Source organism: Leifsonia sp. P73 (assembly GCF_051059105.1).
GTDB lineage: Bacteria > Actinomycetota > Actinomycetes > Actinomycetales > Microbacteriaceae > Leifsonia.
In genome coordinates this window covers 2,976,896-2,989,993 of record NZ_CP194931.1, presented here as the reverse complement: position 1 = coordinate 2,989,993, position 13,098 = coordinate 2,976,896, and the positions used below count along the sequence as shown (strand labels likewise).

Genomic DNA, 13,098 nt, shown 5'->3' with positions numbered 1-13,098 from the left:
TTGCCCCTTCCGAAGGCGACTCCCGTTGGCGTTGAATGTCGCCTGTGCTGGACTGGGTTCTCATCGCCGACCTCGGCACCGCTGTGGGGACCACCGCACTGGCGGCCGCGACCTTCGCCTCGACGCGCTCCGCCAACCGGTCCGCCCGCGTCGCCGAACGGGCGCTCCTGGAGGGGATCCGCCCCATCCTGCTCCCCTCCAACTGGTCCGACCCACCCCAGAAGGTGCGGTTCGCGGACGGCAGATGGTTGACGGCGCAGGGCGGCCGGGCGGCCCTGGAGATCACCGCTGAGGCCGTCTACCTCGTGATGTCCGTGCGCAACGCCGGGGCCGGCGTCGCGATCCTGCACGGCTGGTCCCTCACCGCGGACGCCCGGGCGCCCCTTCCCCCGTCGACAGGTTCCACCGGCTCACCCGCGACATCTACGTGCCGACGAACGACCCCGGATTCTGCCAGGTGGCCATCCGCGAACCCGGCTCGGCAGACTTCGAGGTGGCCCGCTCGGGGGCTTCGGGCGAGGGCTTCTGCGTCGACGTGCTCTACGGGGACGCCGAGGGCTCGCAACGCGTGGTCTCCCGGTTCTTCATCTCGCACGGGCCGCCGGGGCATGGTGAGCGGGACGAGGAGTGGGTCATTGTGGTGTCGCGGCATTGGAACCTGGACCTGCCGGATCCGCGGTAGAGGCGCACGGTTGTGGGTTTTTGTGGGGGCTCCTAGCCGACCGAGACCGGGTCCATCCGAACGATCTCCTGCTCGTTCGCAGAGGAGATCGATCTCGCGAGGTCCCAGGCGGCTGCACCGACCGGCGCGTGGACGTGCCATGGTGGCGGCGTCGTCGGATAGACCCGGCTTGTGATCGAGCGCCCAGCGCTCGTGAAGACCTCAATGACCGAGCCGTCAAGAAAAATCCGCGCGGCCCAGTCAGTATGGTCGCTGAACGCTCGCGTGCTCGTCGCTGCCTCCGCGTCGACTCCGGCGTCTCCGCCTGCCGCGCTGCGATCGAGGGTGAGCGTGTCCGCCTCCAGATCGAGGACGACGTCGAGCCAGTGGCCCTCGTCGTACTGGACTCGCACGGTCCCGGAGACCGCGGGGACGACGATCTCGGCCTGTGCGCCGATCGTCGCATCGTCCGCCGCGCGGCCCGAGCCGACCCGGAGACCCGCGACCGCCGGGTGCGGCTCGCTGCACAGCCGGTCGCCGTCGAGCCACGTGCGCCGAGGGAGGGAGATCGCGCCGGCCCAGCCCGCGGCCTGCCACAGCGCCGCATCCCTGCCCTCGGTGATCCAGCCGAAGAGCACCTGCCCGTGCAATCCTTCGCGCATGACGGACGCCGCGTAGAAGTTGTGACCGTCGTCCACTCGGCGCGGAGCCGGGGCCGCGTCGACCGGGAAGGCCAGCACCTCACCCGGGCCGCCCTCGTGCGACCAGGACGAAACGATCGCCACTTCGCGGCCGTCGACCGCGATCAGCTGCGGGCACTCCCATCCCTCGCCCGTGTCGACACCGTCGAACAGGGTCCTCGGCAGCTGCGCCAGCTCCCCTCGAACTGCCAGGACAGCCCGTCCGCCGAGCCGTACTGGCGCATGCTCGCCGTGGCGCCGGGGCCGGCAGAACCGACCACCATGCGCCACGTCGAGCCGTCGCGCCACACGAACGGATCACGGAACATCGTCACGCCCTCCTCGGGCGCCGGGTCGTCGACCACCTGCGCCGGCCGGCTGAAGTTCGTGCCGTCCTCGTCGGAGACGGCCGTCAGGATCGACTGGTACGGGCTGTGGTCCACCTTTCCGGAGTAGAACGCGCGCACGCGGTCCCCGTCGACCACCGTGTTCCCCGACCAGCAGCCGCCCGAGTCGACACCGCCCGGCACCGGGCTCATGGCCGGCCGCTGCAGCGTCCAGTGCACGAGGTCCTCGCTCGTCGCGTGACCCCACTCGACCGGCACCGCCAGCTCGGCGTGCGAGCGCGACTGGAAGTACAGGTGCGTCGTCCCGCCGAACTCCACCGGGCCGTTGGGATCGTTCACGTAGCCGCGCGGAAGGCGCACGTGGAAGTGGGGAAGGTGGTGATCGTGCATGGAGTTCTCTCTGTTCGACGGCCGCCTCGATGGGGCCGGTGCGGGGGCTCAGCGGAAGGAGCCGGCGGTGACGCCCTCGATGAAGTAGCGCTGAGCGAAGATGAAGAGCAGGACGCTGGGGATCATCGCGAGGATGACGCCGGCCAGGACCACCGAGATCGACCCGGTCCCCAGGTTGCCCTGCAGCCCGACGAGTCCCAGCGGCAGCGTGAAGTTGCTCTGGGACTGGAGGAAGATCAGCGGCCGGTAGAACTCGGCCCAGAATCCGGAGAAGTTGAGGATCGCCAGCGTCGCGATCGCCGGGGACGCCATCCGCGCGTAGACGTGCCGGAACACGCCCCACTGCGACGCGCCGTCGATGCGGGCCGCCTCGCCCAGCTCCCTCGGCATCTGCATGAAGTACTGCCGCATCAGGAACGTCCCGAACGCGCTTCCCAGCGCAGGGATGATGAGCGAGGCGAGCGAGTCGCTGATGCCCATCGTCTTCACGATGACGAAGACCGGGATGATGATCGTCTGCAGCGGCACCATCATGGTGGCCAGGAAGATGCCGAAGATCGTGTTCTTGCCCGGGAACGACACCATCGCGAAGGCGTAGCCGGAGAGGGTGCAGGTGATGGTCTGGCCCACCACGATGAGCACCGTCACGACGACGCTGTTGAGGAAGAACTGCCCGATCGGGATCTGGTTGAACACCGCGGCGTAGTTGCTGAAGTCGGGGCTGGTCGGGATCCACTGCGGCGGGTTGGTGAACGCCTCCGCCGGCGTGCGCAGCGAGGTGGTCAGGGTCCAGAGCAGCGGGCCCAGCGCGAACACCGCGGCGAGGACGAGCAGCACCATGCCGACGATGCTGCCGACCTTCACGATCGGCCGGCGGCGGCGGCCGAGCACGACCGTCGTGCTCGGAGCGACATCTGTGGTCATTGGTAGAACACCAGCTTTCGTGCGGCGAGGAATTGGATTCCGGTCAGCGCGAGGATGATCACGAGCAGCAGGATCGCGATCGCCGACGCGTAGCCGAACTGCAGGTTCTGGAACCCGGTCTGGTACATCGCGATCGTCGCGGTGGTCGTCGCCGTGCCCGGACCGCCCTTGGTCATGATGAACGGCTGGTCGAACAACTGCATCGCGTTGATCATCGCCACGACCGTGGCGAACAGGATGGTCGGGCTGATCAGCGGGATCTTGATCCGCAGCAGCGTTCGCCACGCCCCTGCCCCGTCGATCGCCGCGGCCTCCTGGACCTCCTGCGGGACCGACGTCAGCGCCGCCACGAACAGCACGAAGGTGAAGCCGACCTGCTGCCAGACGACGATCAGGATGATCGTGATCTGGGCCGCCACCGGGTTGGTCAGCCACGGCACCGCAGGCAGTCCGAGCTGGGTCAGGTAGTAGTTGATCAGCCCGAACTTCGCGTCGAACAGGTAGCCCATGAAGATCGACACGGCTGCGGTGGAGGCCAGCAGCGGCAGGTAGAAGGCCGTCCGGAAGAAGACCTTGGTGGACTTCCGCTTGCGGCTGTTGACCAGGACCGCGAGCAGCAGCCCGAGGGTGATCTGGAGCACGACGATGCCGATGGCCATCAGGATCGTCACGCCGAACGAGGCGAGGGTGGAGCCGTCGCTGAACAGCCGCGTGAAGTTGGCGACGCCGACGAACTTCGGGGGCGAGATGACGTCCCACGAGAAGAACGAGAGCCCGAGGGAGGCGAGGATCGGGATGAACGTGAACACGGCGACGAACGCCACCGCGAGCCCGATCATCGAATAGCCGAACGCGCCCTCCCGCCGGGCCGCCCGTCGCACACCGGGGCGACGGACGGCACGGCGAGGAGAGGTCGCCCCATTCACGCGCGGGCGCTCCTGGGTCTGGACAGCCATCAGGACGCCTGCGCTGCCTTCTCGAAGTCGGACTGCATGCCGTCGAGCGCCGCCTTGGCGTTGCCCGACGAGATCGCCTGCGTCGTCCGCTGGTTGAGCGAGGTGGCCAGCGCGTTGTAGTACGGCGGAGCGGAGATCGGCACCGAGCCCTCGAGCTGGTCGTAGAAGACCGACCAGTTCTCCGGTCCTGTCGTCTTGTACCGGTCGGCCGTCAGCAGCTGCTTGCGGCCGGGCGTGGTGACGTTGCCCGGGAACATGATGTCGAAGGTGGAGGGCTCCACCATCATCTTCACGACCTCCCAGGCGAGGTCCTTGTTCTTCGACGAGTTGAAGATGCCGTAGCCGCCGGCGCCGAAGAGCGACTTGTTGCTCTTCCAGGTCGGGAAGCGCTGCACGTCGAAGCTGCCGTCCGCCATGCCCGCGTTGTGCAGGCCGCCGGCCCAGAACCCGCCGCCGATCGTCATGCCGATGCGGCCGGTGGAGAACAGGCCCTGCAGGGTCGCGCCGCCTCCGACGTCGGGCGAGGGCGACAGGCCGGACCGCTGGAGGTCGACCACGTACTCGAGGGCCTCGATGGCGGCCTCCGAGTTGGCCGTCGGGGTGCCCCACTTCCAGCCGCCCTTGCGGCCGTGCACGCCGACCGGGTTGTTCTTGAAGGCGGAGTTCCACAGCCAGTCGCCGCCGGAGTACTTGCCCTCCTCCAGCAGGTTGCCGTTGTTGGCGTACAGGAACGACGTCCAGCTGCCCCAGAGCCGCACCACCCAGTCGAAGGCGTTGACGTCGCCGCCGAGGCCCTTGAGCTTGGTCGCGTAGGTGTGGAACTCGTCCATCGTCCAGTTGTCGGCGGGACGGGAGAGCCCGGCCTTCTGGAAGAGGTCGGTGCTGTAGAACATGCTGCCGGCGTTGAAGCTGTCGGGAAGCTCGTACAGGTGCCCCTGGTACATCATCGACTCCACGAGCGCCGGGTGGATCTGGTCGAAGTAGCTCTGCAGCGACGACAGGTCCTTGGTCACGTAGCTGTCCAGGGGGATCAGCAGATCCTTGGACGCCATGAGCTGGAGGCCCTCGGTCGCGACGCTCACCAGGTCGGGCGCCGCTCCGGCGGCGATCTGGGTGAGGACCTTCGCGAGGAAGTCGTTCCAGTCGGTGCCGTTGATGGCCGTGACTTCGAGCTTCGCGTTCTTGTCGAGCTTCTTGATCTGCGGCTGCAGGGTGTTCTGCAGCGCCGTGGCCGCCTTCTGGTCCCCGAAGTACAGCATCTTGATGGTGCCCGATGCGTTCGTGCCACCGCCTCCGCCTGTGGAGCAGGCGGCCAAGGAGGCCAGGCCGGTCAGCGCGAGGCCTGCGCCGCCGAGTTTGATCACAGTGCGACGGTCGATGGCCGTTCCAAAGGTGCTGGTCATCCGTCCGCTCCTCTCTGAGCGTCTAGGCCGTGGCGGGTGCCACGACCGGACTAATACGTATTGGGGTTCCGAGCATAACTCTATCCCGCTCTGAATTGCAAATACGTATTGGCTTTGTGGCATGATCGGTTCCGGGAGGATCGATCTGATGGCTGCGAACAACACTGGCCCGGCGAAGCGGGTGACCATGAAGGATGTCGCCCGGCGGGCGGGGGTGTCCCAACCGACCGTGTCCTTCGTGCTCAACGACCGGCGCGACATCTCGGTCGCCCCGGAGACCCGCGAGCGGATACTGAAGGCGGCGAAGGAGCTCCGGTTCCAGCCCAACCGCGCGGCCCAGTCCCTCCGCTCCAACCGGCCCTTCACCATCGGCGTCATCGCGCACCGCGTCGTCTCGCAGCCCTACGCCGGTCAGATCGTCCTCGGCGTGCAGCAGGCGGTGCAGCCGGCGGGCTACGTGTCGTTCGTCGTCGAGATCTCCGAGGCGCCGGACAGCGGCAAGGCGGCCGTCGAGAACCTCGTCCGGCAAGGAGTCGCCGGGCTGGTGTACGCCGCCCCGGGCCCGGAGCCGATCTCCGCCCTCGACATCGGCGAGGACATCCGGACGGTCTTCGTCAACTGCTGGGCCGACAACGTGGAGGATGTGCCCCTCGTGCTGGCCGACGAGTACCAGGGCGGACGCGATGCCGCGGCCGCTGTGTTCGCCGCCGGGCACCGGCGCGTCGCCTTCCTCGGCGGTCCGTCCGACGACTACGCATGCAAGGAGCGCGAGCGCGGCCTGGTCGACGCGGCGGTGGAGGCCGGAGTCGACCCCGCGTCCATCCTCCGGGCCTATGGCACATACCACGTGTCCTCGGGGTACGAGTTGGCGTCCCGCATCCTCGCCGACGATCCTCCGACCGCCCTCGTCTGCGGCAACGACCGGATGGCGGTCGGCGCACTGCTGGCCTCCCATGAGGCCGGGCTGGAGTGCCCCAGGGACATCTCCATCGTGGGCTTCGACGACCAGCCGGAGCTCGCCGCCGAGCTGCACCCCCGCTCGCGACCGTCGCGCTCCCCCACCTCCAGATGGGCATCACCGCCGGCACGCTGCTGATCGAGGACGCGGAGCCGCCGAAGCGCACCCTCGTCCCCTGTCTCTACATCGATCGCGCCTCGCTCGGAGCCCCGCGTCCGGACTCCGCCCGATGAGCTCCGCCCACTTCCTGCCCCCGGGCGGCTACGTCGGCGACGTCATCCCGTTCGAGCACGACGGCACGGTCTGGCTGTACTACCTGCTGGACACCCGCGACCCGCGCCGCCCGCTGGACCGCGACGAGGGGATGCCGTGGGCGGCGGTGACCACCACCGACTTCGCGCGGTTCACCGACCGCGGGGTCGTGCTGCCGTCGGGCGGCGCCGTGGCCGAGGACTTCGACTGTTACACCGGCAGCGTCGTGACGGACGACGACGGCGTGCACCACCTCTTCTACACCGGGCACAATCCCTGCATCCGCACGGCGGACGGGGATGCCCAGGTCGTCTGCCACGCGACGTCCTCTGCGGGGCTCGACTCCTGGACCCGCCACCCCGAGTGGACGTTCGGCGCCCTCGACGGCTACTCGGCGGAGGACTGGCGGGACCCGTTCGTGTTCCGCGCGGCTCCCGGCGAGCAGTGGCAGATGCTGCTGGCCACGCGACGGGTGGGAGCCCCCTATCGCCGCTCGGGCGTCGTCGCACGGCTCGTCTCGGACGACCTCGTCCACTGGCGCGACGCGGAGCCGATCTGGGACCCGCGCCGCTTCATCACCCAGGAGTGCCCCGACGTCTTCCGGTGGGGCGACCGCTGGTATCTCGTCTACTCGGAATTCTCCGACTCGTTCCAGACCCGCTACCGTATCGCCGACTCCCCCGACGGCCCGTGGCGCGCGCCGGAGTACGACACCGTCGACGGCCGCGCCTTCTACGCGTCGAAGACCGTCGAGCACGCCGGAGAGCGCCACTTCATCGGGTGGATCGCGACCAGGCAGGGCGAGACCGACACGGGCGCGTGGCAGTGGGCCGGCACGATGTCGTCGCTCCGCGCCGAGCAGTCCGCCGACGGCTCGCTGCGGTTCGGCCTGCCCCGGGCGGTCACGGCGCTCTACGACACGGCCCGCGACCTCCTGCCGGAGCTCGCCCCCGTGCAGGGCGCGGATGCCGTCGTGGGCCGCGGTGCGCTGGACCGGCACTCGACGTGGCTCGCCGGCGAGGTTCCGGCGGAGGCTCTCATCGTCGCCGAGTTCGACATCGCGCCGTCAACTCAGGCCTGCGGGCTCCTCCTCCGCAGCTCCGACGACGCCGAGCAGGCGTACTCGATCCGGCTGGAGCCGTACCGCGGCCGGCTGGTGTTCGATCGCTGGCCGCGGGGCACGACCGGCGGCGAGCAGTGGCAGATCCGGGGAGACGTGCCTCACGAGCTCGAGTCGGAGCGCCCCGTGCCGCTGCCGCCGGGCCGGCACACCGTGGAGGTCCACCTCGACGGCGACATCTGCGTGGTCGTGGTGGACGATCGGGTCGCGCTCAGCACGCGCGTCTACGACCTGGCCGCCGGCCGCGTCGGCGTCTTCGCGACCGACGGCGCGTTCGATCTGGTGCGCCTGGAGGCCAGGGTCCGCGGCTGACGCGCGCCCTTCGGCTTGACATCGCCCGGCCGAGTGCTTACCCTGCCAATACGAATTACTAATACGAATTGGCTCGTATTGGTCCGTCAAAGGAGATGACTCATGTTGGCTAATCTCGGTGGCTGGCACCTGCTGGTGATCCTCGCGGTGGTGCTGCTGTTGTTCGGCGCCACGCGCCTGCCCGCCCTGTCGAAGGGCCTCGGCCAGTCGATCCGGATCTTCCGCAAGGAGGTCCACGACCTGTCGGACGGAGAAGCCGGCGGCACGGTGGAGAAGTCGGCCGCGACCTCCGGTTCCGACGGGGTCTCCGCCCGGCCGTGAGCGTGCTGTCATGAGCTTCGAGAAACTGCTCGTGATCGGCGTGATCGCCGCCTTCCTGATCGGGCCGACCCGGCTCCCGGCCTACGCGGCCAAGCTCGGCCAGTTCGTGCGCTCGCTGCGGAGGCTCGCCGACGACGTACAGCAACAGGTGCGCGAGGAGGTCGGCGACTCCGTCGACCTCGACTGGCGCCGGTACGACCCGCGGCAGTACGACCCGCGGCGGATCATCCGCGAGGCGCTCCTCGCCGAGCCCGGGCCCGAACCCGCCTCCCGCTCCCTCGAGCGGTCGGCCCCGGACGCGCCATGACCCGCGCGAACCGCACCGCGCGGATGTCGCTGGCGGCCCACGTGTCGGAGTTGCGTCGTCGCGCGGTGCGAGCCGCCGCAGCGCTCCTGGCCGGGACGGTCGGCGGCTGGTTCCTCGGCCCGCTCCTGCTCGCGGCGCTGCGGGCTCCGATCGCAGAGGCCGCAGCGTCGCAGCATCGCCTCGCGGCGCTGAACTTCGACACCATCACCGGCGCGTTCGACCTGCGGATGCAGGCGGCGTTCGCGATCGGCATCGTGGCGTCCAGCCCGATCTGGCTGTATCAGGTCTGGGCGTTCCTCGTCCCGGCCCTCAGCCGCCGGGAGCTGAAGTACGGGTTCGGCTTCTTCTTCACAGCCGTGCCGCTCTTTCTCGGCGGCTGCGTCGCCGGCTGGCTGATCGTGCCGCACATCGTCCTCCTGCTCACGGGGTTCGCGGCGGACGGATCCTCGTCGTTCATCCAGGCCAACGACTACTTCCAGTTCGTGCTGAAGCTCGTCGTCGCGGCCGGCTTCGCCTTCGTCTCGCCGGTCTTCCTCGTGCTGCTGAATTTCCTCGGGATGCTCTCCGCAGCGTCGATCCTGCGTGGCTGGCGGATCGCGTTCCTCGTCATCCTCGGCTTCACTGCGATCGTGACGCCGTCGGCCGACGTGATCTCCATGCTCCTGCTCGCTGGGCCGCTGATCGCGCTGTACTACCTCGCCTGGTCGGTCGCGTTGCTGCACGATCGCAGGCTGGCCGCGCGGGTGCTCTAGGCGCCGCGCACGAAGAAGGCTCCCCGCCCGGTCTGGGCGGGGAGCCTTCTCACGTGCCTCGGATCAGTTCCAGATGGACGTCAGCTTCCACGCCCGCAGCGAGTCGATGCCCGCGATTCCGCCGGTGGCGAAGGCGCTGACGCCGGTGCTCGCCGCGTCGGGGAAGATCTGCTCGGTGATCACCCGGGTGCCGTCTCCCGTGAAGACCTCGACGGACGAGGCGTCGATCAGGATGTGGAGGTCGAGCCCGCCACGGGAGTCCAGCGCGACGGGCGCGGCAGCCCGGCCGGGGAACGACGGGTTGAAACCCGTGTCGCCGGAATGCGTCCGGTCGACGTAGAGCTCACCCGCCGCCGTGTCGTAGCCGATCTGCGTGTACTGGCCGCCTCCGGTCCTCACGTTCAGGCCGAACGTCGACGCGGTTCCCTTCGTCAGGCGGGCCTGGACCTCGAGCTCGGCTCCGGACACGGGAAGGGTCTTCGTGCCGGCGACGGTCACCGTCCGCACGTTCGACACGGGGCCGGCGCGAAGGTCGGACAAAGCGTCCACCGGGGTCTGGACGAGCTGGACCTTTCCGCCGATCGTCTGCAACGACTCGGTCCGCGGGAACGACTCGGCTCCCTGCCACGGCGTCGTCGGCACGTTCGAGGCGTATGCCCAGTTGTTCATCCACGCGACGTTGATCCGCCGGCCGCCGGGAGCGTCCGTCCACGTGTTCTCCGCGTAGAAGTCGCTGCCGTAGTCGATCCAGCTGGCTCGCTGGAGCTGGTTCAGCGCCGGCTTGTCGGCCAGGGTGAAGCCGTCGGCGAGGATGTGCCCCCAGCTGCCGGTCGCGTTGTCCACGATCTGAAGCTGCGCCTGCCGGCCCTGGAGGTCGCTGACATCCCACGACGCCCAGTCGAGGTTCTCGCTGTCCCTGCCGGTCTCCGAACGGACGACCTTCCCGTCCACCAGCAGGTCGACGGACGTCTGGGTGTCCCAGACGGGCGCCTTCTGGCTGGCGAGGACGATGTCGCCGACCATGAGGTGACCCCAGCCGGTCGACCCGTCGTTCTGGTCGACCACCTGGATCTGCGCCTGCTGGCCCTGGTACGCGGAGGTGTCCCAGCTCGTCCAGTCCAGGGTCCCCGCGTTGTTGCCTGTGGCGGTGGCGACGATCGTGCCGCCGACGAGGAGGTTCACCGCCGTCGGGTTCGGCTGGCTCATCGGATGCGTGCCGCCGGCGACCTGGAGGTCGATGTAGGGCGATCCGATGGTGAAGGCGGGCGAGGTGATAGTGCCTTCGCTCGGGTCGCCGTCGGGCCCCCAGGTGTCGAGGACCCCTGCGCTGACCTGATTGCCGAGCTTCTCGTGACTCGGGCCGGTGCCGACGAACGAGCCCGTCGTGGTCCAGCCGGGATCGTACGACGTGCCGGAGAAGTCGGTGAAGACCGTCCCGGCCGGAAGCGTCCCGAACGGCACCGCGCCCGCGGCGTACGGGTTGTCACCTCCGCCCACCTGGAAGTTGAGCCGGCTCTTGTCGATCGTGAACGCCGGGGAGGTGAGCGTGCCGGTGGCGGCGTCGCCGCCGTTGAAGCTGTCCACGAAGTTGCGGCCACCCGCGCCGCTGACCGGCTGCTGATCGGGCAGCGCGCCGGACGCCGGCGCGCTGCCGAAGGCCGAGCCGGTCGTCGTCCAGTCGCCGTAGCTCCCGGACTGGAACGCGTCGAGCGCCGTGCCCGCCGGAGGCGTGTACGTCGCCGGCCCGTCCGGGACGAAGGTCGAGCCGTCGAACCCCCCGACGAAGTACTGCACGCCGGTGCTGCCGACGCTGACGCTGAGCACCCACTTCTGGTTCCGGGAGTTCCCGTCGACGGGCAGCTGGTAGAGGTCGGGCATCTCCCACACCCCCGTGGTGGCGCCGGCCGGCCCGAAGGTGCCCGCCTGCGTCCACGTCTTGAGGTCGGGCGACGTGTAGAAGGCCACCTTGTACTGATCGCTCAGCGCGACCGACATCATCCACTCGTGCTTCGGGGCGTACCAGGACACCTTGGGGTCACGGAAGTTGACGGAGCCGATGTCGATCACCGGGTCACCCGCATAGCGCGTCCAGTGCCGACCGTTGTCGGTGCTGTAGGCGATGTCCTGGGACTCGACGTTCGTGCCCGACTGGACGCTGGTGTAGATGGCGACCATCGCCGGATTCTTCGCCGTGCCGAACCCGCTCGTGTTCTGCGTGTCGACCACCGCGCTGCCCGAGAAGAACGCGCCGGCGCCGGGGTCCGGCGCAGGGCCGGTGACGTCGATGTTCGTCCAGTGCACCAGGTCCGTGCTCACCGCGCCCTTCCAGGTGCCGTAGCTGAACAGGTAGTACCGGCCGTCCTTGTAGACGAGCCCGTTCGGGTCGCCGATCCATCCGGTCGGCAGGGAGTAGTGGAACTGCGGGCGGTACGGCTCGTGATAGAGGCCCGTGGTCGCGGTCGACGGTGTCGCTGTGGGCGACGGGGTGGCCGGCTGGGTCGCCACTGCTGGCCGAGCCGCCGATGCGGGGACCGCCGTCGGGGCGAGCCCGGTCAAGGTGATGCCGACGGCGAGGGCCGTGGCGATCGTGAGGGATCGGATCATGAAAGTGCGCTTCCTCTCTGAAGGCTTTGCCAATACGTATTGGTTGCGGCCACAAGTCGGGCTCGACGTATTAATACGTATTAGTTAGAGTGATCAGTACGCAGTCTGGAACGCCAGGCTCCGGAGGTCAAGTCAATCCGCAAAGAAAGCAGCTCCGCGCATGCCAACCCCGACATCGCCCGAGAATGTCCTCGACCCGCGCACGGACCCCCGCCGCGTCCTGGTCGCCGGCGAGGCGCTCATCGATGTGATCCGCCTCGGCGGCACGACGCGCGAGCATCCCGGCGGCTCCCCCGCCAACGTCGCGCTCGGCCTCGCGCGCCTCGGTGTGGCGACGTCGTTCCTGACCGCCCTGGGCCGCGACGCGAGAGGCGAGGCGATCGCCGCGCGACTGGGCGAGGCCGGCGTCACTCTGCTCCCGGAGTCGTGGAGCCTCCCGACGACCTCCAGTGCTTCAGCCACGATCGAAGCGGACGGTTCGGCCACGTACGAGTTCGACATCAGCTGGCAGCTCCCCCAACGGATCGAGCTCCCTCCGGTCCACCACCTGCACATCGGCTCGATCTCAGCCTTCCTCGCGCCGGGTGCGGACAGGATCGAACAACTCGCCTCCGAACTCCACCGCGAAGCGACCATCAGCTTCGACCCGAACATCCGCGCGGACCTGGTCGGCGACCGCGCCGAAGCCCTGGCACGATTCGAGCGACTCGCGAAGCTGGCGGACATTGTGAAGCTCAGCGACGAGGACGCGCTCTTCCTCTACCCGGACCAGAGCGCCGACCAGGCGGCACGCGCGATCGCCGCCAGCGGCGCGCTGGTGGCTGTGACGCGCGGTTCCGCGGGCTCCCTCCTCACCGTGGGAGACACGACGGTCGCGATCGAGCCCATCGTCGTGCAGGTGGTGGACACCGTCGGCGCCGGCGACAGCTACATGGCGGCGCTGCTGGCCTGGTTCCTCGGAACGGGAATGGGAGCTATGCGTGACGGCTCTCGGGCTGAGCTGGCGTCGGCCGGTGGATACGCTGCACGCGCAGCAGCGATCACCGTGTCGCGAGCGGGAGCGGAGCCGCCGACATCGGACGAGCTCGGCGCGCGACAGGGGCGATAGCCG

General features: G+C 69.1%; 13 protein-coding genes. 7 read left to right on the top strand and 6 right to left on the bottom strand.

Annotation, left to right across the window (positions count from 1 at the left end; all coding sequences use genetic code 11):
* Window positions 1–427 precede the first annotated feature (427 nt).
* On the top strand, window positions 428–682 hold the full coding sequence (locus ACQ86L_RS15375; protein WP_434316186.1) for a hypothetical protein: 255 nt from the start codon (window positions 428–430) through the stop codon (window positions 680–682).
* A 32-nt stretch (window positions 683–714) separates the two neighbouring features.
* Here ACQ86L_RS15375 and ACQ86L_RS15370 read toward each other — a convergent pair whose 3' ends face one another.
* From ACQ86L_RS15370 to ACQ86L_RS15350, 5 genes are read right to left on the bottom strand one after another with little or no spacing between them, the layout of a single operon-like run.
* The gene (locus ACQ86L_RS15370) at window positions 715–1,446 is read right to left on the bottom strand and encodes a GH32 C-terminal domain-containing protein (protein WP_434316185.1); all 732 of its coding nucleotides are present in this window, start codon (window positions 1,444–1,446) and stop codon (window positions 715–717) included.
* A 20-nt stretch (window positions 1,447–1,466) separates the two neighbouring features.
* Window positions 1,467–2,078: a glycoside hydrolase family 32 protein gene (locus ACQ86L_RS15365; protein ID WP_434316184.1), complete on the bottom strand. Its 612-nt coding sequence runs from the start codon at window positions 2,076–2,078 to the stop codon at window positions 1,467–1,469.
* 48 nt (window positions 2,079–2,126) lie between these two features.
* Window positions 2,127–3,002 (bottom strand): carbohydrate ABC transporter permease, encoded by an 876-nt coding sequence (locus ACQ86L_RS15360; protein ID WP_434316183.1) that lies wholly within the window; start codon window positions 3,000–3,002, stop codon window positions 2,127–2,129.
* Entirely contained in the window at window positions 2,999–3,958 is a 960-nt protein-coding gene (locus tag ACQ86L_RS15355; RefSeq protein WP_434316182.1) for a carbohydrate ABC transporter permease, read from the bottom strand. The genes ACQ86L_RS15360 and ACQ86L_RS15355 overlap by 4 nt, the downstream gene beginning before the upstream one ends.
* Entirely contained in the window at window positions 3,958–5,361 is a 1,404-nt protein-coding gene (locus ACQ86L_RS15350; RefSeq protein ID WP_345839670.1) for an ABC transporter substrate-binding protein, read from the bottom strand. Before ACQ86L_RS15350 ends, ACQ86L_RS15355 begins: the two co-directional genes overlap by 1 nt.
* Window positions 5,362–5,509: 148 nt before the next feature.
* On the opposite strand from ACQ86L_RS15350, the gene ACQ86L_RS15345 reads away from it, so the two are divergent.
* The 5 genes from ACQ86L_RS15345 to tatC all read left to right on the top strand — a co-directional run bounded on the left by ACQ86L_RS15345 (window position 5,510) and on the right by tatC (window position 9,383).
* Window positions 5,510–6,457, top strand: coding sequence for a LacI family DNA-binding transcriptional regulator (locus ACQ86L_RS15345; protein ID WP_434316181.1), 948 nt, complete (start codon window positions 5,510–5,512; stop codon window positions 6,455–6,457).
* A gap of 91 nt (window positions 6,458–6,548) precedes the next feature.
* The gene (locus tag ACQ86L_RS15340; protein ID WP_434316180.1) at window positions 6,549–8,003 is read left to right on the top strand and encodes a GH32 C-terminal domain-containing protein; all 1,455 of its coding nucleotides are present in this window, start codon (window positions 6,549–6,551) and stop codon (window positions 8,001–8,003) included.
* Between the two features lie 102 nt (window positions 8,004–8,105).
* The gene (tatA, locus tag ACQ86L_RS15335; RefSeq protein ID WP_295119676.1) at window positions 8,106–8,324 is read left to right on the top strand and encodes a twin-arginine translocase TatA/TatE family subunit; all 219 of its coding nucleotides are present in this window, start codon (window positions 8,106–8,108) and stop codon (window positions 8,322–8,324) included.
* A 10-nt stretch (window positions 8,325–8,334) separates the two neighbouring features.
* Complete coding sequence (locus ACQ86L_RS15330) at window positions 8,335–8,631, top strand: Sec-independent protein translocase subunit TatA/TatB (protein WP_434316179.1); 297 nt, start codon at window positions 8,335–8,337, stop codon at window positions 8,629–8,631.
* Entirely contained in the window at window positions 8,628–9,383 is a 756-nt protein-coding gene (tatC, locus tag ACQ86L_RS15325) for a twin-arginine translocase subunit TatC (protein WP_434316178.1), read from the top strand. The genes ACQ86L_RS15330 and tatC overlap by 4 nt, the downstream gene beginning before the upstream one ends.
* 63 nt (window positions 9,384–9,446) lie before the next feature.
* Here tatC and ACQ86L_RS15320 read toward each other — a convergent pair whose 3' ends face one another.
* A complete protein-coding gene (locus ACQ86L_RS15320) occupies window positions 9,447–11,987 on the bottom strand; it encodes a GH32 C-terminal domain-containing protein (RefSeq protein WP_434316177.1) in 2,541 nt (846 codons plus the stop codon).
* Window positions 11,988–12,147: 160 nt separating this feature from the next.
* Here ACQ86L_RS15320 and ACQ86L_RS15315 point away from each other — a divergent pair, with 160 nt between their 5' ends.
* Complete coding sequence (locus ACQ86L_RS15315) at window positions 12,148–13,095, top strand: carbohydrate kinase family protein (RefSeq protein ID WP_434316176.1); 948 nt, start codon at window positions 12,148–12,150, stop codon at window positions 13,093–13,095.
* Window positions 13,096–13,098: the final 3 nt, after the last annotated feature.

Excerpts from the sequence above, each read along its gene's own strand:
- ACQ86L_RS15365 (WP_434316184.1), bottom strand. The coding sequence starts at position 2,078 with ATGCACGATCACCACCTTCCCCACTTCCACGTGCGCCTTCCGCGCGGC.
- ACQ86L_RS15360 (WP_434316183.1), bottom strand. The coding sequence starts at position 3,002 with ATGACCACAGATGTCGCTCCGAGCACGACGGTCGTGCTCGGCCGCCGC.
- ACQ86L_RS15355 (WP_434316182.1), bottom strand. The coding sequence starts at position 3,958 with ATGGCTGTCCAGACCCAGGAGCGCCCGCGCGTGAATGGGGCGACCTCT.
- ACQ86L_RS15350 (WP_345839670.1), bottom strand. The coding sequence starts at position 5,361 with ATGACCAGCACCTTTGGAACGGCCATCGACCGTCGCACTGTGATCAAA.
- ACQ86L_RS15345 (WP_434316181.1), top strand. The coding sequence starts at position 5,510 with ATGGCTGCGAACAACACTGGCCCGGCGAAGCGGGTGACCATGAAGGAT.
- ACQ86L_RS15340 (WP_434316180.1), top strand. The coding sequence starts at position 6,549 with ATGAGCTCCGCCCACTTCCTGCCCCCGGGCGGCTACGTCGGCGACGTC.
- tatA (WP_295119676.1), top strand. The coding sequence starts at position 8,106 with ATGTTGGCTAATCTCGGTGGCTGGCACCTGCTGGTGATCCTCGCGGTG.
- ACQ86L_RS15330 (WP_434316179.1), top strand. The coding sequence starts at position 8,335 with ATGAGCTTCGAGAAACTGCTCGTGATCGGCGTGATCGCCGCCTTCCTG.
- tatC (WP_434316178.1), top strand. The coding sequence starts at position 8,628 with ATGACCCGCGCGAACCGCACCGCGCGGATGTCGCTGGCGGCCCACGTG.
- ACQ86L_RS15320 (WP_434316177.1), bottom strand. The coding sequence starts at position 11,987 with ATGATCCGATCCCTCACGATCGCCACGGCCCTCGCCGTCGGCATCACC.
- ACQ86L_RS15315 (WP_434316176.1), top strand. The coding sequence starts at position 12,148 with ATGCCAACCCCGACATCGCCCGAGAATGTCCTCGACCCGCGCACGGAC.